This is a genomic window from Shewanella maritima, from assembly GCF_043643735.1.
In the GTDB taxonomy this organism is placed as follows: Bacteria; Pseudomonadota; Gammaproteobacteria; order Enterobacterales; family Shewanellaceae; genus Shewanella; species Shewanella maritima_A.
Genome location: NZ_JBHZSM010000002.1, coordinates 73,508 through 97,696, shown reverse-complemented (window position 1 = coordinate 97,696; position 24,189 = coordinate 73,508). Strand labels below are relative to the sequence as shown.

19 protein-coding genes are annotated in these 24,189 nt (G+C 42.9%); 14 read left to right on the top strand and 5 right to left on the bottom strand.

Annotated elements, in window-relative coordinates; all coding sequences use genetic code 11:
• Positions 1–9 precede the first annotated feature (9 nt).
• The 5 genes from ACHUGF_RS02585 to ACHUGF_RS02565 all read left to right on the top strand — a co-directional run bounded on the left by ACHUGF_RS02585 (position 10) and on the right by ACHUGF_RS02565 (position 7,213).
• The gene (locus ACHUGF_RS02585) at positions 10–2,391 is read left to right on the top strand and encodes a chemotaxis protein CheA (protein WP_394129219.1); all 2,382 of its coding nucleotides are present in this window, start codon (positions 10–12) and stop codon (positions 2,389–2,391) included.
• A gap of 13 nt (positions 2,392–2,404) precedes the next feature.
• Positions 2,405–2,956 (top strand): chemotaxis protein CheW, encoded by a 552-nt coding sequence (locus tag ACHUGF_RS02580; protein WP_394129218.1) that lies wholly within the window; start codon positions 2,405–2,407, stop codon positions 2,954–2,956.
• A 30-nt stretch (positions 2,957–2,986) separates the two neighbouring features.
• On the top strand, positions 2,987–5,182 hold the full coding sequence (locus ACHUGF_RS02575; RefSeq protein WP_394129217.1) for a methyl-accepting chemotaxis protein: 2,196 nt from the start codon (positions 2,987–2,989) through the stop codon (positions 5,180–5,182).
• Complete coding sequence (locus ACHUGF_RS02570) at positions 5,172–6,029, top strand: CheR family methyltransferase (protein ID WP_394129216.1); 858 nt, start codon at positions 5,172–5,174, stop codon at positions 6,027–6,029. The genes ACHUGF_RS02575 and ACHUGF_RS02570 overlap by 11 nt, the downstream gene beginning before the upstream one ends.
• Positions 6,030–6,166: 137 nt before the next feature.
• Positions 6,167–7,213, top strand: coding sequence for a protein-glutamate methylesterase/protein-glutamine glutaminase (locus ACHUGF_RS02565; RefSeq protein WP_394129215.1), 1,047 nt, complete (start codon positions 6,167–6,169; stop codon positions 7,211–7,213).
• Positions 7,214–7,250: 37 nt separating this feature from the next.
• Here the strand turns inward: ACHUGF_RS02565 and ACHUGF_RS02560 are convergent, their stop codons facing one another.
• The gene (locus tag ACHUGF_RS02560; protein ID WP_394129535.1) at positions 7,251–8,309 is read right to left on the bottom strand and encodes a polysaccharide deacetylase family protein; all 1,059 of its coding nucleotides are present in this window, start codon (positions 8,307–8,309) and stop codon (positions 7,251–7,253) included.
• A gap of 13 nt (positions 8,310–8,322) precedes the next feature.
• Here ACHUGF_RS02560 and dinF point away from each other — a divergent pair, with 13 nt between their 5' ends.
• The 3 genes from dinF to ACHUGF_RS02545 all read left to right on the top strand — a co-directional run bounded on the left by dinF (position 8,323) and on the right by ACHUGF_RS02545 (position 13,123).
• Positions 8,323–9,663 carry an MATE family efflux transporter DinF gene (gene dinF / locus ACHUGF_RS02555; RefSeq protein WP_394129214.1) on the top strand — a complete coding sequence of 447 codons (1,341 nt, stop codon included), beginning with the start codon at positions 8,323–8,325 and terminating at the stop codon, positions 9,661–9,663.
• Positions 9,664–9,781: 118 nt separating this feature from the next.
• Positions 9,782–11,716, top strand: a complete 1,935-nt coding sequence (locus ACHUGF_RS02550) for an alpha/beta hydrolase family protein (RefSeq protein ID WP_394129213.1) — start codon at positions 9,782–9,784, stop codon at positions 11,714–11,716.
• A gap of 291 nt (positions 11,717–12,007) precedes the next feature.
• Positions 12,008–13,123, top strand: a complete 1,116-nt coding sequence (locus tag ACHUGF_RS02545; protein ID WP_394129212.1) for a PepSY-associated TM helix domain-containing protein — start codon at positions 12,008–12,010, stop codon at positions 13,121–13,123.
• 65 nt (positions 13,124–13,188) lie between these two features.
• Here the strand turns inward: ACHUGF_RS02545 and ACHUGF_RS02540 are convergent, their stop codons facing one another.
• Positions 13,189–13,755, bottom strand: coding sequence for a prepilin-type N-terminal cleavage/methylation domain-containing protein (locus tag ACHUGF_RS02540; RefSeq protein WP_394129211.1), 567 nt, complete (start codon positions 13,753–13,755; stop codon positions 13,189–13,191).
• 134 nt (positions 13,756–13,889) lie between these two features.
• On the bottom strand, positions 13,890–14,465 hold the full coding sequence (gene nfuA / locus ACHUGF_RS02535; protein WP_394129210.1) for a Fe-S biogenesis protein NfuA: 576 nt from the start codon (positions 14,463–14,465) through the stop codon (positions 13,890–13,892).
• Positions 14,466–14,663: 198 nt separating this feature from the next.
• On the opposite strand from nfuA, the gene ACHUGF_RS02530 reads away from it, so the two are divergent.
• Positions 14,664–17,237, top strand: a complete 2,574-nt coding sequence (locus ACHUGF_RS02530) for a M14 family metallopeptidase (RefSeq protein WP_394129209.1) — start codon at positions 14,664–14,666, stop codon at positions 17,235–17,237.
• Positions 17,238–17,254: 17 nt separating this feature from the next.
• Here the strand turns inward: ACHUGF_RS02530 and ACHUGF_RS02525 are convergent, their stop codons facing one another.
• Positions 17,255–18,076, bottom strand: a complete 822-nt coding sequence (locus ACHUGF_RS02525) for a ComF family protein (protein WP_394129208.1) — start codon at positions 18,074–18,076, stop codon at positions 17,255–17,257.
• A 29-nt stretch (positions 18,077–18,105) separates the two neighbouring features.
• Here ACHUGF_RS02525 and bioH point away from each other — a divergent pair, with 29 nt between their 5' ends.
• Positions 18,106–18,891, top strand: coding sequence for a pimeloyl-ACP methyl ester esterase BioH (gene bioH, locus ACHUGF_RS02520; protein ID WP_394129207.1), 786 nt, complete (start codon positions 18,106–18,108; stop codon positions 18,889–18,891).
• 58 nt (positions 18,892–18,949) lie between these two features.
• Positions 18,950–19,459, top strand: coding sequence for a hypothetical protein (locus ACHUGF_RS02515; protein ID WP_394129206.1), 510 nt, complete (start codon positions 18,950–18,952; stop codon positions 19,457–19,459).
• Between the two features lie 171 nt (positions 19,460–19,630).
• Here ACHUGF_RS02515 and ACHUGF_RS02510 read toward each other — a convergent pair whose 3' ends face one another.
• The gene (locus ACHUGF_RS02510; protein ID WP_394129205.1) at positions 19,631–20,833 is read right to left on the bottom strand and encodes an HD-GYP domain-containing protein; all 1,203 of its coding nucleotides are present in this window, start codon (positions 20,831–20,833) and stop codon (positions 19,631–19,633) included.
• Positions 20,834–21,207: 374 nt separating this feature from the next.
• On the opposite strand from ACHUGF_RS02510, the gene ACHUGF_RS02505 reads away from it, so the two are divergent.
• The 3 genes from ACHUGF_RS02505 (at position 21,208) to ACHUGF_RS02495 (ending at position 24,120) form a co-directional block, all read left to right on the top strand.
• Positions 21,208–22,566, top strand: coding sequence for an isochorismate synthase (locus ACHUGF_RS02505; RefSeq protein WP_394129204.1), 1,359 nt, complete (start codon positions 21,208–21,210; stop codon positions 22,564–22,566).
• Positions 22,567–22,857: 291 nt separating this feature from the next.
• Positions 22,858–23,520 carry a 7-cyano-7-deazaguanine/7-aminomethyl-7-deazaguanine transporter gene (locus ACHUGF_RS02500; RefSeq protein ID WP_394129203.1) on the top strand — a complete coding sequence of 221 codons (663 nt, stop codon included), beginning with the start codon at positions 22,858–22,860 and terminating at the stop codon, positions 23,518–23,520.
• A 141-nt stretch (positions 23,521–23,661) separates the two neighbouring features.
• Complete coding sequence (locus tag ACHUGF_RS02495) at positions 23,662–24,120, top strand: GNAT family N-acetyltransferase (RefSeq protein WP_394129202.1); 459 nt, start codon at positions 23,662–23,664, stop codon at positions 24,118–24,120.
• Positions 24,121–24,189 lie beyond the last annotated feature (69 nt).

Sequence of the window (24,189 nt, the reverse complement as noted above, 5' to 3'; positions counted from 1 at the left end):
TGTCAGATTGTGAATATTGATCTTAGTCAGTTTAGCCAAATCTTTTTTGAAGAGTGCCTAGAGGGCTTGGCTGCAATGGAGACAGAGCTTCTGGCCATCGATATCAAGTCTTTCGATGATGAAGCGATCAATACTATATTCAGAGCAGCGCACTCCATCAAGGGCGGCAGTGCGACCTTTGGCTTTACCCAAGTTGCCGACTTCACTCATTTACTTGAAACCTTACTCGATGAAATTCGTGAAGGTGAACGAGCGCTAACACTTGAACACATTGACATGCTGCTTAAGTCAGTGGATATGCTACGAGAAATGATTGACGCACTAATGCAAGAGCAGGACTTTGCTAACCCAGAATTTGCCCCCCTTAAGCAACGATTTCAACAAGCGCTCATCGACAGCCCACAAAGTGCAAGCCAACAGACTACAGATAATTCAGAGCAAGTCTTTGAAGCAACAGCAGATACAGATAAACAAACCTGGTGGCGTATCGATTTTATTCCCGGTCCAGATATCCTGCGTTGTGGTAATGATCCGGTTTACATGTTTACTGAATTAAGTGAACTCGGCACTTTGCAAGTAACATTAAATGCTGTGCCCTATCCTGATTTTACCGAGTTTGACCCCGAAGTCTGTCATTTACAATGGCAGCTAGATTTACTTACGGATAGCCCACAAGCGAGGCTGGCAGAAGTATTTGAGTGGGTTGAAGATGAATGTGACATTATCTACACCCAGCAAAGCCGTGATGCAAGTTTAGAAGCTTCCCTATTTAAGCAAACTCAGGCATTAACGACTGATGATGTTCTCAACAACCAAGTTGACGTAACAGCAAATGAGCCAACCACGACAATCGATGACTCAGTCAATAACGACTTTGACTTTAACCAAGCCGTTGCGAGTGCTTTTGACTCTTTGGCAACTGCCGCTGGCAATGAGCAATTAGCTACGACTGAACTCAGTAATGCCAAAGCTGAGAGTAACAATAATTTTAGCTCTATTTTAAGCGAGTTAGATCAACTCGATACGGCTGAACCAGCAGCACCTTCGGCTATTGAACAACAAAGCTCGTCCCTAAAAACAGAAACAGAGTCAGCACCTCACATTCAGCAAGCTGGCGAAAATAACCCCATCACAGCATCCACACCTGCGGAAGTTACTAGTCCACAAAAAACGAAAACGAGTGCTATTGCAGAAGCAGCCAGTTCAGTACGCGTCAGCACCGAAAAAATTGATCAGCTGATCAATATGGTGGGCGAGCTGGTGATCACCCAAGCTATGTTAGGACAAATGGGGCAACAAGATGAGTTAAACAAGGATACGATGATTGATCTGCGCCTTGGGTTGGAGCAATTAGCCACTCACACTCGAGAGCTACAAGAAAGCGTCATGCAAATCCGTATGATGCCGATTTCTTTCGCCTTCAATCGCTTTCCAAGGCTAGTGCACGACATTAGCCAGCAATTGAATAAGCAAGTGGATTTGAACCTCAGCGGAGAAGACACCGAAATAGATAAAACTGTCATGGAAAAAATTGTCGACCCGTTAGTCCACCTCGTGCGCAATGCCATGGACCACGGTATTGAAAGTCCAGCAACAAGACAGCAGCAAGGCAAATCACCTCAAGGCACAATTAACTTAAATGCCTTTCATCGAGGCGGCAATATTATCATTGAAATTCATGATGATGGTGCTGGGATCAACACTGATAAAGTGCTGAAACTGGCACAACAAAAAGGCCTTGTGGAAAACAACTGCGAACTCACACAAGACGACATTCACCAGCTTATTTTTGCGCCTGGGTTTTCTACTGCTGAAAAGGTATCTGATATTTCTGGGCGTGGTGTCGGTTTGGATGTGGTCAAGCGTAATATCACTGAGCTTAACGGTACGATTAATATCCAGTCGGTGCCGGGAAAAGGCAGTATTATTAGTATTAGCCTGCCGCTCACGTTAGCGATTTTAGATGGCCAATTAATTCGTATTGGTGAACACATTTATGTCGTGCCATTAGTAGCAATACATGAGTCTTTGCAAGTGAAACCGAGTCAGGTTAACCACCTAGGTAACAATCAAGAGGTGGTGCATCTGCGGGAGGAATTTATTCCTATCATTAAAGCTTATCAGCAATTTAATCATACGCCTCAATCAACCAAAACCCATGAAGGCTTAGTCATGATTGTTGATAACAACAATAAAAAAGTGGGCTTATTGGTAGATGAGCTTCTCTCACAGCAGCAAGTTGTTATAAAAAGCTTAGAAGAAAATTACACCAAAACCCCTGGCGTATCTGGGGCCACCATCTTAGGTGACGGCAAGGTCGCACTGATTATTGATGTACCGACCTTGGCACAAATGGCCGGTATTGGGACCAACAAGGAAAATGCGGCTTAGGAGGCCAAGGATAATGGAGATCACCCACCAGCAATCTCAAGCCTCGCAAGGCAATGTGGATCAACAATACCTTACTTTCATTATGGGAGAGGAAGAATATGGTATCGAGATCCTCTCAGTACAAGAAATTCGCGGCTGGCAAAACACGACTGTGTTGCCTAATGCCCCAGCTCATATTAAAGGGGTCATCAATTTACGGGGCACCATAGTACCTATCATCGATTTACGACAACGCTTTGGTATTACTGAGTTAACTTATGGGCCGAAAACAGTAGTTATTGTAGTAAAAATTGAATTAGAACAAAGCCATAAAGTGATTGGTATTGTTGTCGATGCAGTATCAGATGTGATCATTGTCGATGATGAAAATCTCAGACCCACACCCGACTTTGGTTTAGAAACTGATATACGTTTTATCAAAGGTTTATCCAGTATCAACGATGCCATGGTGATTCTACTCGACGTGCATTTATTACTAGGCAATGAAATGCTGCCTAGTGCGTCTCAATTATCAAGCATCATCAATCAGCTGGAAATTGAGCCAGAATCAACCGAATCCATTTAATTAAAACATCATTCACAGAGGATGAGTTATATGCAATCAACACAGACAACGCCACAAGGGAAAGCCCCTTTAGTTGCGATTGGCGCTATCATCACAGTAATCATTGCCTTATTACTGGCGATTTCTTCCACGTCTGCATTATTCATCGCGGCCTTTATTTGCTTAACACTTGTGTTGCTGTTGGTGCATGTCATTCAGCTGAAACAACAATTACAGCTGCAAGCGAGCATCATTAGCGATATCACTGCCGCTTATGATGCCAAGCAGGCGCCAGAGCTTTCAAGCTTAGACACACCACAATGGCAAGGCGTTGCACAGCACGTGAATGCATGGTGGCAAGACACACAGAGCAGCCGTTTTTATAAGCAAGCGCTAGATGCCTGCCAAGGCAATGTGATGGTGGCAGATACTGAATATAATATCGTTTACCACAATCCGTCTCTGTATGAGATGTTTAAAGCCAACGAAGCCAAGCTGAAAAAGAGCCTTACACGATTATCTGTCGACGATATGGTTGGCAGTAACATGGATATGTTCCACCGCCACCCTGAGCACCAAAGAAAATTGATGGATGAAATGACCAGTGTCTATCGCACCGTATTCACAGTAGAAGGTCTCACATTCAGACTCACAGCAACACCAATCTTCAATGATAATGAGCGCATTGCCACGGTAGTTGAATGGTTAGATATGACAAAAGCTGTGGCACAAGAAGCCAAAGAACAACAGCTAGCCAACGAGAATACCCGTATTAAACAAGCACTAGATTGTGTCAGTGCAAATACCATGGTTGCCGACAATAACAATAACATTATTTATACTAACCAAGCGCTGCAAGCCATGTTTGAAGAAGCACAAGAAGATGTACGTGAAGGCTTACCTCACTTTGATGCTAAACATATGATTGGTAAAAACATTGATGTATTCCATAAGAACCCAGTGCACCAGCATAATATTCTAAAAGCCCTTGAAACCACACATAATGCTCAGTTCCAAGTAGGTAAACGCTTCTTTAAATTTACCGCTAATCCCATTAAAGATGATAATGGTGAACGTATCGGGACTGTGGTTGAGTGGGAAGATCGCACTTCAGAGGTACGTATTGAGCATGAAGTTAATCAATTGATTGCCGGCGCTAACCAAGGCGACTTTAGTCAGCGACTTACGCTCGAAGATAAAGACGGGTTCTTCTTATCACTCTCAGAAGGGTTGAATAACTTGCTCACCATCTCAGATGCCATTATGTCTGATGTGATGGAGTTATTTGATGGATTAGCTAAAGGCGACTTAAATTGCAGTTTACAGGGCGAATACTCAGGGCAGTTTAGTAAGTTACAAACTGACGCCAATGCCACGGTTAAACGACTTACTGAAATTCTCAGCGAAATTCGCGAATCTGCTAATACGGTAACCTCAAGTTCAGAAGAAATCACACAAGGGAATATTGATTTAAGTCAGCGCACAGAAGAGCAAGCAGCATCTCTTGAGGAAACATCTTCTAGCATGGAACAAATGACCATGACGGTTAAGCAAAGCGAAAGCAACGCCATGTTAGCTAACAAGCTCGCTCAAGAAGCCAGCCAAAAAGCCAGCTTGGGCGGCGATGTCGTCAAACAAGCCGTGACAGCCATGGATGCCATTACTGAGTCGAGTAAACGCATTGCCGATATCATCACCGTGATCGATGAAATCGCTTTCCAAACCAACTTACTTGCCCTCAACGCCGCAGTAGAAGCGGCACGAGCGGGTGAGCAAGGCCGTGGCTTTGCCGTTGTGGCTGGTGAAGTGAGAAACTTAGCTCAACGCAGTGCTGGTGCAGCCAAAGAAATCAAAGATTTGATCCGCGACAGCGTCAATAAAGTCACTGATGGCACGACATTAGTTAACCAATCAGGCGAGACCTTAAAAGATATTACTGAGTCAGTCACTGAAGTCGCTCAAATGATTTCCAGTATTAGCATCGCCGCTGAACAGCAGTCAGTGGGGATCCTTGAAGTCAATAAATCCATTACTCAGATGGATCAGATGACCCAGCAAAACGCCGCATTAGTAGAACAAATTGCTGCTGCAGGTGACACCATGACAGAACAAGCCAGAAACATGCGCCATAAACTCAGTTTCTTCAACACTGGCCAAGAGTTCGTGCAAGCGCAACCAAAAACCTTTGATAACCTCTCTCGACCACTATCGATTAATGTCAGTAAAGAAGAGTGGCATGAGTTCTGATTTATCAGATATCTATGGACTAGAAAAAGAATTCCCTATGTTGTCAGCCGATTTTGAAATGATTCAAAATATGGCTCACCAACATAGTGGAATTGTACTGCCCGATCGGAAAAGACAAATGGTGTACTCGCGCTTATCGAGACGCATCAGACAATTAGGCATTGCCAGCTTTAGTGAATACCTTGCCCTAGTGAACCAATCCGACGAAGAATTTGCTAGCTTTATCAATGCTCTCACCACCAATCTCACATCATTTTTTAGAGAAAAGCATCATTTTGACTTTTTAAAAAATACCATCACGCCGATGTGGTTAGCCCGCAAGCAAAGACGCTTACGAGTTTGGTCGGCGGCATGTTCTACTGGCGAAGAGGCGTACAGCATTGCCATGACACTCGCCAAGCCTTTTGCTTCACCGGAATGGGACTTTAAAATTTTAGCCACAGATCTAGACACTAATGTGCTAAATACTGCTAAGCAAGGACAATATAGCCGAGATGCAATGGCCAATATTCCCCCAGATTTAGCCGATAGCTATATCAAATCACACACAAGTAAGCAGCATATTTTCATCAGTGAACGCATTAAACGCTTAATCCATTTTAAGCAATTGAATCTACTTGAGCACTGGCCAATGAAGGGGCCTTTCGATGTTATTTTTTGCCGTAACGTGTTTATTTATTTTGACCATGAAACCAAAGTAAACATCATCAAACGTTTCAGAAGGCTGCTGGCTGATGATGGCGTACTTATCATTGGTCACTCAGAAAATCTAATGCAGGTTTCAGATGAGTTCACTTTTTCAGGTCAAACCATTTACCGACCAAAACTGAGGCAAAATAAGCCATAATCAATGAGAAGTTGTATATGAAACAACTCAATTTAAACGATCAAAGCTTTCAGACTAATTACCTATAGCCGACCGTTTAAATACAACAACCTACCAGCGAACAGTATGCGAACGCTGCAGTGAGGTGAGGACAAATAATGATAAAAGTACTGGTCATCGATGATTCTGCTTTCATGCGCCAAGTATTATCCCATTTGCTGGAAGCCAGCGATAACATCCAAGTAGTCGGCACGGCAAAAGATCCTTATGAAGCCAGAGTATTGCTCAAAACTCTCAAGCCTGATGTGATCACACTTGATGTCGAAATGCCTAAAATGGATGGTTTAGCCTTTTTACGGAACTTAATGCGTCTAAGACCTATGCCAGTTGTGATGGTGTCTTCACTCACTCAAAAAGGTGCTGATGTTACCTTGGAAGCCATCGACTTGGGAGCTGTCGATTTTATTGCTAAACCCAGAGATAACACCCAAGCCAGTTTATCAATGTTTCAACAACAGCTAGTCGACAAAGTCACAGGTGCTGCCGAAATAAATATTGCTGAATACCTCACCACGCTTTCCACGCCATCAGCGACAAAATCTCCTCACTCAACATCAAGGCAACAACCCCCTTCAAAACCTGAGCAGTTAATTGCGATAGGGGCATCCACTGGCGGCATTGAAGCCATTCAATACATTTTGCAAACCATGCCATTAAATTGTCCTCCTATCGTCATTGCGCAACATATTCCCCCTGTATTTAGTCGGTCATTTGCAAACCGACTAAACAACAACTGCGACATTAATGTCATTGAAGCTAAAGGTGGAGAGTTATTATCACTAGGAACAGCGTATATCGCACCTGGAGATCAGCATTTACAGATAGAGTGTGTCGCTGGGCAGTTAAAAACTAAGCTCAATGATGCACCAGCCGTGAATCGACATAAGCCTTCTGTGGACGTACTGTTTGATAGCATAGCAGAGCATGCTGCAACAAAAGCCATTGGCGTGATACTAACTGGAATGGGCCATGATGGTGGCCAAGGTTTACTTAATATGAAGTTGGCAGGCGCCCACACCATCGCGCAAAATAAAGCGTCATCTATCGTGTGGGGCATGCCGGGTACTGCTGTATCGATGGGAGCGGCCAAAGAGCAGCAACCTTTAGATACTATTCCGTCAAAATTACTGCAATTAATGGCGTAGCTTTAAACAGACCTTAACCTTCTTAGGCAAGATATAATTATTCGTGTACCCAAACGCCGTCATCCCTTGGACGAACCCAAGATTGTGAAAACCAGTAATAACCTGATTTTGTTTTACTTGGTGCTGTACAGTTATAGCGCGAGCGTCCTGCGGGTAAATCTAAATCAGCCTGTACAGTAAATTGATCCTCACCTGACCAAATGGGCGTTTTAGCACCTTGCCCTTGGACAAAGCACATTAACTGATGCGGATAAATATCGGTAATATCTAGGGTTATTGTTAATTTAGGGCGCCATTGCCCCATTGGTAATTGCGGATCTGTCACGCTTTGCTCAAGCACAGGCATATTTAAACTGGCAAACTTGACTTTTAGTTCATTCATATCGGCATAAGCATCGGCCATCGGGAAGCGTGGTAATGCCGTTAGACTAGAATATGGTCCTGCTGCACCAGAATGTTGTCCTAAACCAATGAAGTCGTGCTTAGTTAACATTGCTTCTAATTCAGTATTATATTCGCCATAAGGGTATGCGAGCATTTTGACACTTTGTCCAGTATGCTTTTCAATCGCGGCTTCAGTATCAAGTAGGTTTTTTTCAACGCGTTGATACCACTGAGTATCAGTTTCACCTTCCAAGCGGCGAATAAGGTGTTCATGCCCCCAAGAGTGATTTGCAATCGTCGCGCCTTGCTGCACCAATTGATTAATTTGCTGCCAGTTCATCATGCCACGATATTGATTATCAACGGGTTCGACTGCCACAAATACCGTGTATGGAAATTGATGCTTAGCTAATATTGGCGCAGCATTGTTGATGATACTGTCGTATCCATCATCAAAGGTAATCACAATGGTTTTCGCATCTAGGTGGCGTTTGGCTTTAATGGCATCAACAGCTTGCTGCAAACTAATCACGGTAAAATCATTGTCAGCAAGGTAGGCCATTTGTTGTGTAAACTGCTCTGGTGTAACACTGGTACTTTTAGGTGTACTGTCAGACACATGGTGATATTGTAATATCACAACAGCCTGTACCGGCAGACTCAATAGCACACTAAACAAGCCGCACATTATTAATCGCATATTTTTGAGCATCATTAATTATCCTATGTCTACAACTGCGTTACTGCTAAACCGCCAGAAAAATAAACAGCTTATCGCGTTAGCTACGCCGATGATCTTATCTAATATTACCATTCCATTGCTGGGTTTGGTGGACACCGCAGTTATCGGCCATTTAGATCATGCCTATTACCTCGGTGGTGTCGCATTGGGTAGTACCCTTATTACATTAATAGTCTGGTTGCTGGGCTTTTTAAGAATGTCGACCACTGGTTTAGTGGCGCAAGCTTATGGCGCAAATGACGACCATTATCAGCAACAACTCCTCGTACAAGGTTCACTTTTGGCACTTGTTCTTGGGTTAATGGCAGTTATTTTACAGCAACCTTTGCTGGATCTGGCATTAAATCTCACTCAAGCCAGTGAAGCGGTGCAAATCTACTGCCGTCAGTATGTTGAAATCCGAATTTGGTCCATCCCATTTGCCCTGCTTAACTTAGTATTATTAGGCTGGCTGTTAGGCCGACAACAACCTAAAGCCGCCATGTGGCAATTAATCATAGCCAATACTGTCAATATTGGCTTAGATGTTCTGTTTGTTATTGGCTTCGATTGGCAAGTGAAAGGCGCGGCATTAGCGTCTGTGATAGCTGATATCTGCGCCTTCGCTGTCGCGGCATTCATGGTGAGTAAACAGTTGCACCTTGATAAACATTTTAGCTGGGGCAAACTAGCTCAGCATTGTCGCTTCAATGGTATTTCAAAACTGCTAAAACTGAATCGAGATATCTTTATTCGTAGCCTTTGCTTGCAAGCCGCGTTTAGCTTTATGACTTTTTACGGTGCGGGACTAGGTGACAATACCATTGCCGCAAACGCCGTATTACTCAACTTATTAATGCTCATCTCCTACGGGCTCGATGGCGTGGCCTATTATGCTGAAGCAGAAGTAGGCAAAGCTTATGGGGCAAAAGATAACCGCCTAATGCGCGATTCAGTCACCTTAGCTTTTTTCTGGTCAGCCATTATTGCCCTACTTTGTTGTGTCAGTTTTTATCTAGGCGGCCAAGCGTTTATTCAATTACTCACCAGCATAGAGCAAGTGCAAATCACGGCTCTGCAATTTTTACCTTGGTTGATATTAATGCCATTGTGGGCATTTAATTGTTATCTGTTTGATGGCGTATATATTGGTGCAGCCAAAGGCGATGTGATGCGTAATTCGATGATAGTGTCGACCTTCGTTGTCTATTTCCCACTATGGTACCTATTGCAAGATTGGGGTAACCACAGTCTTTGGTTAGCCTTGTCCGTATTTATGCTAACCCGCAGCCTAACATTGGGCTGGCATTACTTAGCGATATTGAGGCATCAACAATTCACTTAAAGCCAAATGCGCAACAGTTAACAATTGCATAACAATGAGTTGAGCCGCTATACAGTTTATGTAGAATAGATACTCGAAAGAATTTAAATAAAAAAGGTTTTATTAAAAGGACTTATGCATGAAATGGATTTTATCAGCACTTTGCTGTTTGGCAGTGATGTCTTCGGCAAATGCAGACACATCTCAACAGTTACCCACAGAAGCGTTTGCCAGTATCCCAGATGTCAGCCATGTTAACCTCTCACCCAACGGCAAGCTCATTGCCTCTGTTATTAGATTAGAAACAGAAAAAAGCAGTGGGACGGCTGTCAGTATCTTAGAAGTTGCCACTGGAAAACAGTTTTATCCCTTAAGATCAGATAATGACAAGTTCACTATCGTTGGCTTAGATTGGGCAAATGACAATATCTTATTAGTCTCAGCAAAGTTTCCAGCGGTGAGATTCGGTGTGCCGACCACGGAAACGCGTCTATTTAAATACAATCTAGCCGACAATAAAACCAGCAGTATTTTGTCAAAATCACTGCTAAAACGCTTTCAATGGTTACCCCAATTTCAAAATAACATTATCGATATGCTGCCCGAAGATGAAGAGCACGTTTTAATGCAATTTAGGGGGATGGGGAATCATCCACAATATGCTTCCGTCATGAAAATTAGTTTATCTGGCGGGCGTTCGCATACCGTCCAACCGACTAAGCGCTACATAACAGACTGGATTACTGATCGTCAGCATAATGTGCGTATTGGTATTTATCGCGACGATGTCACTTACCGTATTTACGAACAAGAAGAAGCTAAAGGCGATTTGCGCGTCTTATGGGAATTTGATGCGTTTGAAGAAAATGCCATTTGGCCAATGGGATTTGCTGATGACCCTAATATCTTATATGTTCGCGCGTACCATCAGGACAAAAAAGCCATTTTTAAGGTGAACCTTAAAGATAAAAACCTGAAGAAAGAGCTGGTTTACAGCAATCCACATTATGATGCTCTAGGCTCATTGGTTTACTCATATGCCAAGAAACAAGTGGTCGGTTTAACCAGTGGTGACGACAGTGAGTATACGTTCTGGGATGAGGATTACAACAGACTGTTGCGAGGCTTAAACAAAGCCTTACCCGACTCAGAAAACTATATTTATGACTTCAGTGACAATGAACGCCGCTATATTTTGTATTCCACCAGCGCAGTTGAGTCAGGCACCTTCTTTTATGGCGATCGTGACGCAAAAGAAATGCTACCTTTTGCCTATCGATACGGGCAGCTGACGCCAGAGCTGATGGCAACGACAGAAGTACGTACTTATAAGGCAAGAGATGGGTTAGAAATTGAAGCTTTTGTAACGCTACCAAAAACAAAGCAAAGTAATTTACCCACTATCGTTTTCCCTCACGGTGGCCCAATTAGTCATGACTCAAATAGGTTCGATTATTGGACCCAATTCTTTGCCCACCGCGGTTACGCAGTGCTTAGAATGAACTTTCGTGGTTCCAGTGGTTACGGCTATGACTTTATGAAAGCTGGCTTACAAAACTGGGGCTTAGACATGCAAAATGATGTCGAAGACGGTACACGCTGGATGATTGAACAAGGCATTGCGGATCCCAAGCGCATATGTGTTGTCGGCGCAAGCTATGGAGGTTATGCAGCCTTAATGGAGGTGGCGACTAACCGAGATTTATACCAATGTGCAGTCAGTGTTGCTGGTGTGACTGATGTTGAATACTTGGTCAAATCTCATCGTTCTTACACTGGCTATGAAATTGTCAAAAAGCAAATTGGTGACGATTATGATGCGCTATATGAACGTTCACCTGTCAGTCGAGCAAAAGACATCAATGTACCAGTATTACTAATCCATGGCGAAAAAGATCGCGTTGTTCGCCTGTCACACAGTGAGGACATGTTTGACGAACTGGAAGACCATGATAAGCAGGTTGAGTTTATTGAACTTGAAGGTGGCGATCACTATTTGAGTGATAATAAAGACAGATTACAAACCTTTAAAGCCATTGAACGCTTCTTGGCAGATAACCTTCACATTCTCTAGTAAAGGTCGACAAATAAAGTTGAGAGCCAACATTATCGTCGGCTCTCAACCTGTACCATCCAAGCATTATTTTTTTCAATTAACTTAAATCTGCTTCATAGAATAATTTACTCAAGCCAACCCAAAAAACCTTTACGTTTGTATCGAATTTGTCAAGCCTTGATGGTTTTTTCTTGAGTTAAGTCAAGTTATTACACTCTCATTGCAATCTTTACACTTCTTTAATTGAACAGGCAAATGATATTAATTACCATTCGCAAATTGATATTCATGACACAAGATAGGTTGAAAATGAAAGTCGTTCCTGCGTTAAAATGGTTCCATAATTGGGTTGGTTTTGCCATCAGCCTTACCATGTTGATCGTGTTATCAACCGGTGTTTATCTAGGTGCGATGGATATTCTCAAACGCATTGATGATAAAGGACAGCAATATGCGCCTTTAACCATTGAACAAAAAGCAGATATCACCCAAACCCTTTTCGAAAAGCACCCAGAAATGGGCACAGTGCGTTTCCCAACGGAACATTCACCATTTATCGAAGTCGCTAAACGCGGTGAATCAATCGCATACGATACAGATTTAAATCAGTTATCGACTTATAAAATGTCAGAAGTCCCTATGTACGGCACTATTTTCTGGCTACACCGTAACTTCCTGCTGGGTGACGTGGGTAAGTATGTGAATGCTTGGGCATCACTGGTTGGCGGGTTAATTACGCTAGTCGGGATCTACTTATGGTGGCGTGTAAGAAAAGGCTTCCGCTTAAAACAAAGTATTCCAACAAATACTCGCTCTAGCAGTCTATTAAAAAGCCACATTCAGCTTGGCTTGTTTATTTCAATTCCATTATTTGTTCTGTGTATTACCGGCTTTTTAATTACTTACAAAGGATTATGGACAGGTGCATTAAAGCAACCTACAAACCTAGAACAGGTTCAGTACCCTGTCTCTCAAGCGCAAGATTGGCACAGTCAACTCAAAACGGCACAGCTAATTTGGCCAGATTCACAGCTTGTAGGTGTAAGTAAAGCTCGCCAAAGACAAGCTCAAGGTGAAGCTACCGCACCACAGAAAAAACAGGATTTACAATACTCAGTCCGTTTTGATGAGCACAGTGATGTTTGGTTACGTAACGCCGATAGCATTGGTTTTAATTATCATACAGGTCAAATAACCTCGGTAGTTAAACACAGTGAGCGTCCGCTTTCAGGACAAGTGGCGAGCTTTGTTCGCCCATTACATGATGCGTTAAACATGCCACTAAAATACGTTATCTTCATTACTCTGATTGCAGTAGTAGGCACGGCTATATTGGTGTTTAGCACCGTTACCTTCTACCGAAGAATATTTTCCAAGCCGAAAAAATCTAACGTGTCGCCTAAAGCAGCTGCCCAAGCGTCATAAACTGATTTTTCCGTCATAAAAAATAGCGCCAGTTGGCGCTATTTTTATTCTTATGCAACTGAAACCTATTGAAAAACTGGCTTTGCAGTCCCGGCTATTGAGTCATAAACGATACTGATTTCAGCCCTACGACGCCCTGACTCATCGCCTAAGGTTCGTAAAACATAAGTACATTGAGATTGAACACCTGCAATCTCGCCAACATGGCGAAATGATTGAAAGTCACTGCCATTATCAACTGAGTTGAGTGACACACTTGGCGGGCCTTCTAACAAACTGTTCCATAAATCAACACACCCTTGTCCCCCTTGGCCAATATTTCTTGGGTTGCCCATAGGGTTACCTTTATCTACGCCAAGAGGATAGCCTTCAGCATTCATATCCAGATCATCATTAGCAAAGCCAGGGAGATCGTTCATCGGGCCGCTGTTACCGACAATGAGCCAGCGTGTGTGAGCAAAAGTGAGTGATTGTTGATATGAAGCCGCAACGGCCTTAACACGATTAATTTCAGCATCGCGACGAAAATCGAGCAGCTTACTGGCAGCCACCACAGCAATAATCGCCAATATTATGATGACGACAACGAGTTCAATTATGGTAAATCCCAAGTGACGATAACGACCTAGCAATGTCTTAATCCTTCATGACTTTTTATATAACTTTAGACTGATAGCTAACCAATTGAAACCTCTAGAGAGGCAGGAATCTCGAGCCACGCCCATAAAAAAACCGCCATCAGGCGGTTTAAAAACAAGCATTAAGCTTAAGCGTATGAGTGAGAACCATGTTGGTGCTCTGTCACATCGCGTACACCTTTTAACTCGTTAGGGAAACGCTCAAGTAGCTGCTTCTCAATACCATCTTTTAAGGTAATGTCTACTTGTGAACAACCATTACAACCACCGCCAAACTGTAGTGTTGCAATACCTTCTTCAATGTTAACCAACATAATGTTACCACCATGACTAGCAAGCTGAGGGTTAATTTCAGACTGAATGATGTATTCGATACGTTCAGCTAAAGGGGCGTCATCAGACACTTTACGCATTTTGGCATTTGGCGCTTTTAACGTCAGTTGAGAGCCTAACTGATCAGTAACATAATCAATGGTAGCTTCTTCTAAAAACGGGGCGCTTTTCTCATCAACCATGGCATTAAAACCATTGAACTCTAGTTCAGTGTCATCGGCTTCAACGGCATCTGGTGGACAGTAAGATACACCACACTCAGCTTGAGCAGTACCAGGACTGATAACAAACACACGGATATGTGTGCCTTCAGCTTGATCTGCCAATAGTTTTACAAAATGCGCCTGAGCTGCTTCGGAAATGCTGATCATATAAACCTGCTCCGTCAGGGGATACCTGAGTAAATTAGTAAGAATTACCGCTATGATACTCCTTGTTTCATTTGCTTTGTAGCCCTGAAACACATTTATGCCTCAAAAAATATGACTCATAGCACGGTTTTTATTGGCGATTTAACCTCGTTAGCATTATGGTTATGCAACCTAGTTTTATTAATGACTTCATAAATAATGGCTTTTATTCGACCCCTTTACCTACTCGTTATTGGATTACTGTTTTTCACCTGCCACAGTTTTGCCCAAAATAGTGAGTCTCGTATTGAGCAATATCTCTCCCAGGCCAAAATAGATGAAACCATTACCACTCCAGCCAAATATTTAGGTTACCCGCTTGGTGAATGGCACCTACGTCATGACCAAATAAACCATTACTTGCAGCAACTTGCTGAGCAAAGTGACCGCGTTAGCCTTGATTCTGCAGGAAAGAGCTATCAACAGCGGGATCAACTTACAGCGGTGATCACCTCAAATAACAACCAGAAAAACCTCACTCGCATTCTTGCATCGCGCGCAGATGCAAAGACTGGTCGGCAGCAAACAGGGCCATTAATCATCTGGCTGGCCTACTCTATTCACGGTGATGAAGCCAGTGGTGCCCACGCAGCAATGGCATTGAGCCACTACTTATCAGCAAGCCAAGATAAATGGGTCAAGCAGTTACTCAACAACGCTGTTGTGCTTATCACCCCAGTACAAAACCCTGATGGATTTGATCGTTTCTCTACTTGGGCTAATAACCATAAAGGGCAGAATATCGTTGTCGACCCACAACATAGAGAGCATGTGCAAGACTGGCCGGGGGGAAGAGGCAATCATTTCTTTGCCGACATGAATCGCGACTGGTTGTTTTTACGTCATGATGCATCTAAAGGTCGCGTCGCATTTTTCCATAAATGGCAACCGCATATGGTGGGCGATTTTCATGAAATGTGGCATAACCAAAGTTATTTCTTCCAGCCAGGGGTGCCAGAAAGAGTTCACCCGTTAACACCTGAATCAAACCAAGCGCTCACCAACAAATTGGCAGAGTTTCATCGCAAAGCATTAGATGATGTAAAACAGGTATATTTTTCAGAGCAAACATTTGACGATTTCTTCTATGGCAAAGGCTCGACCTACCCAGATATCAATGGTGCCATTGGCGTATTATTCGAACAGGCCAGTGCACGAGGCCAAGCTCAGCAATCTGATAACGGCGTGGTGTATTTTACAACAGCCATAGATAATCAATTCACGACATCAATTTCTAGCCTACAAGGCTCGCTGGCTCTTAAGGATGAACTGATACAGTATCAACAAGACTTTTATACACCCAAAAAGGCCAGCAAACCTAAGGTGAAGCCAAGAGGTAGATTGATTAACACCCAAGGCGATTATCAACGCAGAGATCAATTAGCCAGCATCTTACAGCAGCATCAAATTAGTTTTTTCTATTTAAATAAGTCAATGCATCATGCAGGGCAAACCTATTCACCCCAAGACAGTTTGTTTATCCCTAATCAACAGTCACAACAAGCGTTGTTAGAGGCATTATTTGATAAGCGTACTGATTTTAAAGATGCCACATTCTACGACATTTCTACTTGGGATTTCGCCTCAGCATTTGCCCTTAGCGTGGTTAACAATGCATCAGTGGAAGAAAGCTGGATTCTAGAAAAGCCACAAAACTGGCATCAAGGCAGTATTGCACCTAAGCATTGGCCCTATAATAGCGTAGCTTTACTCATTGATTGGTCACAAACCAATGCTGCTGTTGCATTAGCACAGCTACAAGCTAAAGGCGTGCAAGTTAAGTTTTCCAGCAAGCCTTTTAGCATTAATAAAGCCAATAGCAATGACAGCATCAACTTAAATGCTGGCAGCTTGCAAATTCCCCTGTCACAAGACGGCAAAACGCCGCAACAAGTAATGAATTTAGTGGGAGAAATAACCTATCCACTCGCTTTACCAGTGACACCTGTTTCGACAGCTCACGCCATTACTGGAATCGATTTAGGTAGTGACGATTTTATTACCATTAAGCCGGTTACCCCCTTGGTTATTACAGGCTCTGGCATCAATGCCTCAGAGGCTGGTGAACTTTGGTATTACCTTGACCGCACGCTCGGACTCAGCACGTCGATGATCAATTTAGAACGACTTTCTAGAGTCAATTTGTCTGCATATAGTCATATCTTATTAGCCGATGGTAATTATCGATTATTAAGCAGCGAGACAGCCAAAAAGTTACAGGAATTTGTGGAGCAAGGTGGTGTCATTGTTGCCCAAAAAGGTGCTTTACACGCTTTAAAAGAACACAGCTTGCTACAAGCCAGTCTGCAGAGTAAATCTTTTTACCAAAAACTGTTTAACACAGACGGGTTGCAATTTAGTCAAAAAAGTGAACTACGTGCCAAACAATCCATAGGCGGCGCAATTGTCGGTTTAAAGTTCGATGAATCACACCCTCTTGGGTTTGGTTTAGCCAACCCCTTGCCAGTAATGAAAAACAAGGCTATCGCGTTTAACCGCACTCATCAGCCGTTTTCAATGGTGGCGCAATATCAAGATCAACCATTGATAAGTGGCTACTTAGCAAGAGAATATCAACGTGCTTTTGCTAATCAAGCTGCCATTGCAGTTGAAACCCAAGGAAAAGGCGCTGTGGTTGCGCTGAGTGATAACCTGCTGTTTAGAAATATCTGGTTAGGCTCAGAAAAACTCTATGCCAATGCCCTGTATTTTTTCCCGGCAGCGGTAAATTAAATATCCCTTCAAATGCCTCACCTTAGATTAGGTGCTTCAGCTCTGGCTAAGCACCAAACTTGGCAATGTACGCCATGCTGAGCATATAACTGCACTATGCTGTCGGTGGTCGAGCCGGTAGTTAATACATCATCAATAATAGCAACACGCTGAACACTGGGATTGTCTGTTAAGGTAAACGCATTTTGATTATGTTTACGTCTCGCTTTACCATCAAGGCCTGCTTGTGGTGGCGTATCAATCACTTTAATTAAAGCTTTATCGAGTACCGGAATGGATAACATCTGACTTAAGCTCATCGCCACTAATAATGCTTGGTTATAACCACGTTGTCGTAATCGATTCGGGTGTAAGGGAACAGGCACTAATGCTTGCGGTAAACGTAATAGACCATGCTGCTCTAATCCCTTAATTCTCATCGCCAATGCAACAACAAGAGCATCTAAGGGGGCTAATTGCTGGTGATATTTTATTGCGGTAATCAAAGGGGCTGCGCCTTGGTGGTAACTACACGGTGTTATCACTAAAGTCGGCTCAGTGACTTGGCATTGGCCACAATACTGCTGAAATACCTGCATGGGTTTAGCGCAACCTAAGCACACTTCCTGCTGATAAAGGCTGGATATCATGCATGTCTGACACACGCCTGTTAGCGTCATTTGAGGCAGATGATATTGAGCGAGTACACCTTGATAGCCTGTCTGGTCAATCAATTGCTGACACAACATACATCGGTTAGGTAAACTGCTAGCAATTAACTGCAAGATACGCGTGACTAATCGCTTAGTCAGTGCCAGCAACGCGCTAAGCAGAGTTTTGATGTCATCCTGACGTTTCATTCTATTCAATCCATTAAATAGGTTTTTCTATGGGCAAGGCTTTATTGCATATTAATAGCTTCGGTCAAGGGCAAGATTTGGTGTTACTCCACGGTTGGGGAGTCAACAGTGAGGTGTTTGCACCTTTGCTACCTTCATTGGCTGAGTATAGAGTGCATTTGGTTGATTTACCCGGTTTTGGTGACAGTCCTGAATTAAATGATGACATAGAATCTTGGATTACGGCACTGGCACAGCAGTTACCAAAGCAAGCTATCTGGCTAGGTTGGTCACTAGGGGGCTTAATTGCCAGCCTTGTTGCTATACATCATCCGCAATCGGTCAAAGCCTTAGTTACGATAGCTTCATCTCCATGTTTTATGGCAAAAGAACAAGTAGGCCAAGCGCCCTGGCCGGGGATGTCAGCAAAAGTGCTGCAGCAATTTGCTAAGCAGTTGAACAATAATCTAGCCAAAACGGTCGAACAATTCCTAGCTATTCAAGCCATGGGAAGTCCCCACGCAAAAGCAGATATCAAAACACTCAAGCAACTTGTGCTATCTAAACCACTTCCCTCTGAGGCAACCTTAGCATTAGGATTACACTTTTTAGAGCAATTAGACATACGCCAACAACTGCCGCAAATTAAGCAACCTTGGCTGCGTATATGGGGTCGCTTAGATAGTTTAGTCCCTAAAACCGTCATGAATAACATGCCGCAGCAAGCAAATATGCAAGATATTATGCTGACAAAAGCCTCGCATGCGCCATTTATCTCTCACCAACAAGCGTTTTTAGAAGAGCTACAGCCTTGGCTTAAACAACAGGCATTGTAGAAACCACTTAATAAATTGGTTATAATTTGATCACCAAGTTCATGTGATTTAACTATTTATGCTGATTAATACCAATTATCCTCAAGTTCCCATTGCGACGAGTAATGTCGCAACGGATCTTGCGCGTGCGGATAATCAGCAAAAACCACCGATCATCCCACCTCAACAACTCACCAAACCTCATGAAGAGCGCGCGTTCAATCCACAAAATGAACGAGTGCCAGCTTATGCAGTAAAAGAAAAACAACAACAGCAACAATCAGCTCAACAGCAATCGGCGCAGCAACAAGCCAATCAACAGATGCCTCAGCAGGCACAAAAAGCGGCAATGCAAACGCTGATCAGACCGCAAATCAAAAGCGCGGCTCTATCTCGACGTGATCTTCATAACCAGGCTTCAGGTCAAGCAAGAGAAAGAAGCAGTGCTCCTGCGCCAAGGCAAATAAACATGCAGCGTTTACGCCAGCAATCACCTGAGGTAATTGCCCAGTTTAAGGAGCAAATATCTAGCTTTTACCATCAACAAACAACGCCGAATATACCGCAAGCGTTCTCCACTCAGGTATAAGGTTTTAGATAGTATCCTTTTTAGCTATATTACGGTTTGGAGTCATTGCAGCTTGGCATAACTCAAACGAGAAAATACTTTCCCCATTCACTGCAACGCTATTTATCTCTTGCCAATAAAAAAGCCACCTCAGAAGGTGGCTGATTGATCACAATAAAAACCAAAATTGGGTTAATAAAACGGGCTCGGGTCTACATCTAACGAACTGGGTGACACGCCACGCTCAATATTTAACTCTGACTTTTTCAAATCCACCATGGCAACTTCTGTGTATCGCTTATGCTTTAGCGAATAAAAACACTTAACAATTGGATGCAAAGCATCTCGGTCTTTTGAATCCCACACAATGCCGACTCGTTCATCAGATAATTGCACCAATGAACCCACTGGATATACACCGACACAACGAATAAATTCGTACACTAAAGCTTGGTCTAAGTGAAAAGGCGTCAGACTAATTAATATCTTAAACGCCGCGGCTGGGCTCATGGCTTCTTTATAACAACGGGTAGCCGTTAGTGCATCATAAATATCAACAATACAGCTCATACGGCCATGTAATGGTATTTCATCACCTTTCAATCCTTTAGGGTAACCTTTACCATCGAGTTTTTCATGATGCATTAGGCAAACATCTTTACTCACCTGCGATAAGCCTTGTGTTTCGGCCATAATGTCAACAGCATACACCTGATGCATTTTCATCAGTTCAAACTCTTCTGGTGTTAAGCGGGCAGGTTTATGCAAGATTTTATTATCGACTTTGACTTTGCCGATGTCATGTAAAATACCACCAACAGCCATCTCTCTGATTAACTGGATGTCTAACTTAAGGTATCGGCCAAAGGTCACCAACAAGAAGGCAACATTAATTGAATGCTCTAACAAATAAGCGTCTTTGGTTCGCAGCGCCGAAATACAACGGAAAGCGTCAGCATCATCCATCACTGACTCAATCATTTTATCGGCTACTTCTTCAAATGGTCCCACTTCAACGGCTTTACCTTCAAAGGTTTCCGCCATCACTTTTTTGATTAAATCTTTCGCTTCAGACAATATCACTTTGGCTTTAGTCTGTTGTCCATCTCGGGTTTTCACTGCCTTTTTAGCTAATGGTTTGCCAGATTGAATTGATAATTTTTCAGGCTTAACGGGTTTTAGACCACAACTTTCATCCGAGCGCTCAACATCAACCCAGACAAACTTAATATTGTTCTTGGCTAAGCGAGTGATTGCTTCTTTGCTTTTGACTTGACCTGCATGGGCAATTGCCACTTGGCTATTTGCACGGTCAATAGCAGTGACAAACATACCCACTTTGAGTTTAACAACAGGAATCTTAATCAAATTAGTTGATGAGACAGAACTGCCCATTCAAATGTTACTCCTAGTAAAGAGGGGGGGGCTATTATTGTAATTTTAGATTTAATTTTCAGATAATTTTAAGCTTTACCTTCACCGATTACCAAACTATTTGCGCTATTTTTTTACAAACATCACTTAGCAGGTTACGATTTATTAGATGAAAGCAAAAGCGTATCTTTTCTATTAATCACTTAACACCTGCACTTTCAATTTGTTAGCTTTGAAAGCAACCAATATAAATTCGTCACTACGTGATAATTGATATTCGGCTTTTCTGTTTTGTGCTGGTATATTAGCGGCTGATTTAACTCAGCAGCCAAAGAATTGGGTGCTGGATTCACTAAAAAGTGTCAATTTATTTATCATTACAACAGGAGCTCACGTTGTCTGGCCATGTTTTTTCCCAACAATTTAACGAGTTAATCAACAAGTTAAATAGCATCAAAACCATGCCAGCTGTCGATCCGATCATTCAACTGTCCGTTGAAGCGAGCTCCGTACCCGTACTTTCTTGGTTAAGTGCACAGACTTTGTACCCGCGTATATATTGGCATGGTCGTGACAAAGTAGAAGAAGTTGCGGCCATTGGTGCCTGTAAAGACTTCTTCTATGAAGAGCAAATTGATGATGAGCGTTTAGCCAATGTGTACCACTCACAGCGTGGCAAAGCGAACAATCAGGATATCCGCTATTATGGTGGCCTAGCATTTGACCGAACTGTCGAGTGTTGGCAAGATTTTGGCCGTGCGAGGTTTGTATTACCTCGTATTGAAATACGTCGAAATGGTAACAAAATCCGTATATTGGTGAATCTCAATTTTGATGATAATGACCAAGTGGCCGAATGTAATGCTGCCATTGCTGACATTCAGCAAGTTCAAAAGCCCAAGCCGTTAATGCCGCCCAATAAATTATCATTGATGGGGCGCAGTGATTTACCCAACTATCCACGCTGGAAAGAGCTAGTTGAGCAAGTCACTCAAAATAACTTTAATCAAACCACGCCAAAGGTTGTACTTTCAAGACAAACCCAGCTTGAAGTAAACTCATCCATCGACCCCTGGACTGTGCTGGCATGCTGGCAAGGCAGAAATCCTAACAGTTTTCAATTTGGCTTCCAGTTCTCGCCAAACCGTGCATTTATTTCCTGTTCGCCGGAGCGGCTTTATTTGCGTCGCCAACAAGAGCTGTACACAGAAGCATTAGCTGGCACAACAGTACGCGGTTTAAGCCAAGAAGAAGATGAACAGCTAGCAAACCAATTGCTCGAAGACAGTAAAAATAGTCATGAGAACCAGTTGGTTCGAGAGCATATTGTTGATTCATTAGAACCGCTTAGTCAGTATGTAGGTGCTGAAGAAATGCCTAAAATCTTCAAGTTGACTCATATTCAGCACTTACACCGCGCTATTCGCGCCCAGCTGAAGCCTGGGATTGATGATTTTGATTTATTAAGAGCATTACACCCTACTCCAGCTGTCGGTGGCTTACCTCGAAATTCAGCCTTAAGCTTTATTCGCCAACGAGAAGGTTACGCTCGAGGTTGGTATGCGGGTGCATGTGGTTACTTAAACAGTTATGAAACTGAATTTTCAGTGGCCATTCGCAGTGCTCTGATTGAACCTCGACGTATTAACCTTTTTGCAGGAGCCGGTATCGTAGCGGGCTCAGATCCTGATGCTGAATGGCAAGAGCTTGAAAATAAACTAGCCACAATACTTGCAATACTAATTGATTTTTAATCAAATACTTCCACAAAAACAATCGCGACTACAATTGCTCCACCCTACTATATTTGCTGAAAACAGATTGACTGTTCAGACAACGGTGGTAATATCTCGCCCCCAATTTATCAACGATACTTGATAAATACGTCATAAATGAAGCTCAATACACTATCTGTATTTAGTCTATCTTTATTGGACGAACACAATAATAAACACCAAACTCTGTACAGATGCTGTGTAACCACAGGGTCTTAAACATTTACATACGGGTTCCCTCACCCCGTTAACATTTAAAAAGGTCACAATATGTTAGCTTTATCTTCGTCGCAGGCGCGTCGAGCACTGACGTTTTTAGTCAGCTTTCACATCGTTATTATTTGCGCGAGTAACTACCTCGTTCAACTCCCATTTCAGCTTTTTGGCTTCCATACCACCTGGGGCGCATTTAGCTTCCCTTTCGTGTACTTGGCTACAGATTTAACCGTGAGAATTTTTGGCCAACAAGCCGCTAGAAGTATCATTTTTAAAGCCATGTTACCGGCCATTGCTGTTTCCTATTTAATTGGTGTTCTGTTCAGCCAAGGTCAATTTCAAGGTACGAACTCACTCGCTGAGTTTAATAGCTTTGTCTTCAGAATAGCCTTCGCTAGCTTCGTGGCTTATTTGGTGGGGCAATTAATGGATATCGCTGTTTTTGCCAAACTACGTCAACTGAAGCAATGGTGGGTTGCGCCAGCCTCATCTACTGTGGTGGGCAACCTAGTCGATACGCTTGTGTTCTTCAGTGTGGCTTTTTATGCCTCTACAGACCCATTTATGGCCGCTAACTGGCCTGAAATCGCCACGGTTGATTACGTGTTTAAATTGATAGTCAGTTTAGGCTTATTTCTACCTGCTTACGGCGTACTGCTCAGGATATTACAAGACAAACTGCTCATCACAACGCCAACGAAAGGCTTATCAACGTAAGCTAAAGCGCGATTTAAAAATCATCATTGAGCGAACTTGATCACAGTTCATGTTCGCTCAATGCCTTAACCCGCATCGACACCAACTGGCCTGACCTGTTACAATGACGCACAATTAGTCGTCATTTTTAGGAGAGTGTAGATGTACTCCACAGAGATTAAAGCGTTTGAAGCATTAGATGCTGACGTGCTTACCGAACTTTGCCAATTAACTGAGCAAATCACCGAGCTCGATCGACCACAGACAATGGCTGACATCGAAGCGCGCGTAATGGACAACCCTTGCTTAGTGCTTATCGCTTACGTTGAAGGTGAATTAGCAGGCTTTAAAATTGGTTATCAAAAAAGCCCTGAACAGTTCTATAGTTGGTTAGGCGGGGTTCACCCAGATTTCAGACAACTTGGCTTAGCCGCGTCAATGCTAGAGTATCAAGAGAAGTGGGCTGCTAAACAAGGCTACCAATCTATTGCTGTTAAAACTCGCAACAAGTTCAATGCAATGCTTAATATGCTCGTCAGTCGCCACTATCACATTATCGGTATGGCTGAATCATCTCAAAATGTTGCCATGCATAAATTACATTTAGAAAAGCAGCTTTAACTGGAAGCTGAAAAGAAACAGTATGTGAAAATAAAAAATATTTGGATTACTGCTTGCAAACGCAAATGA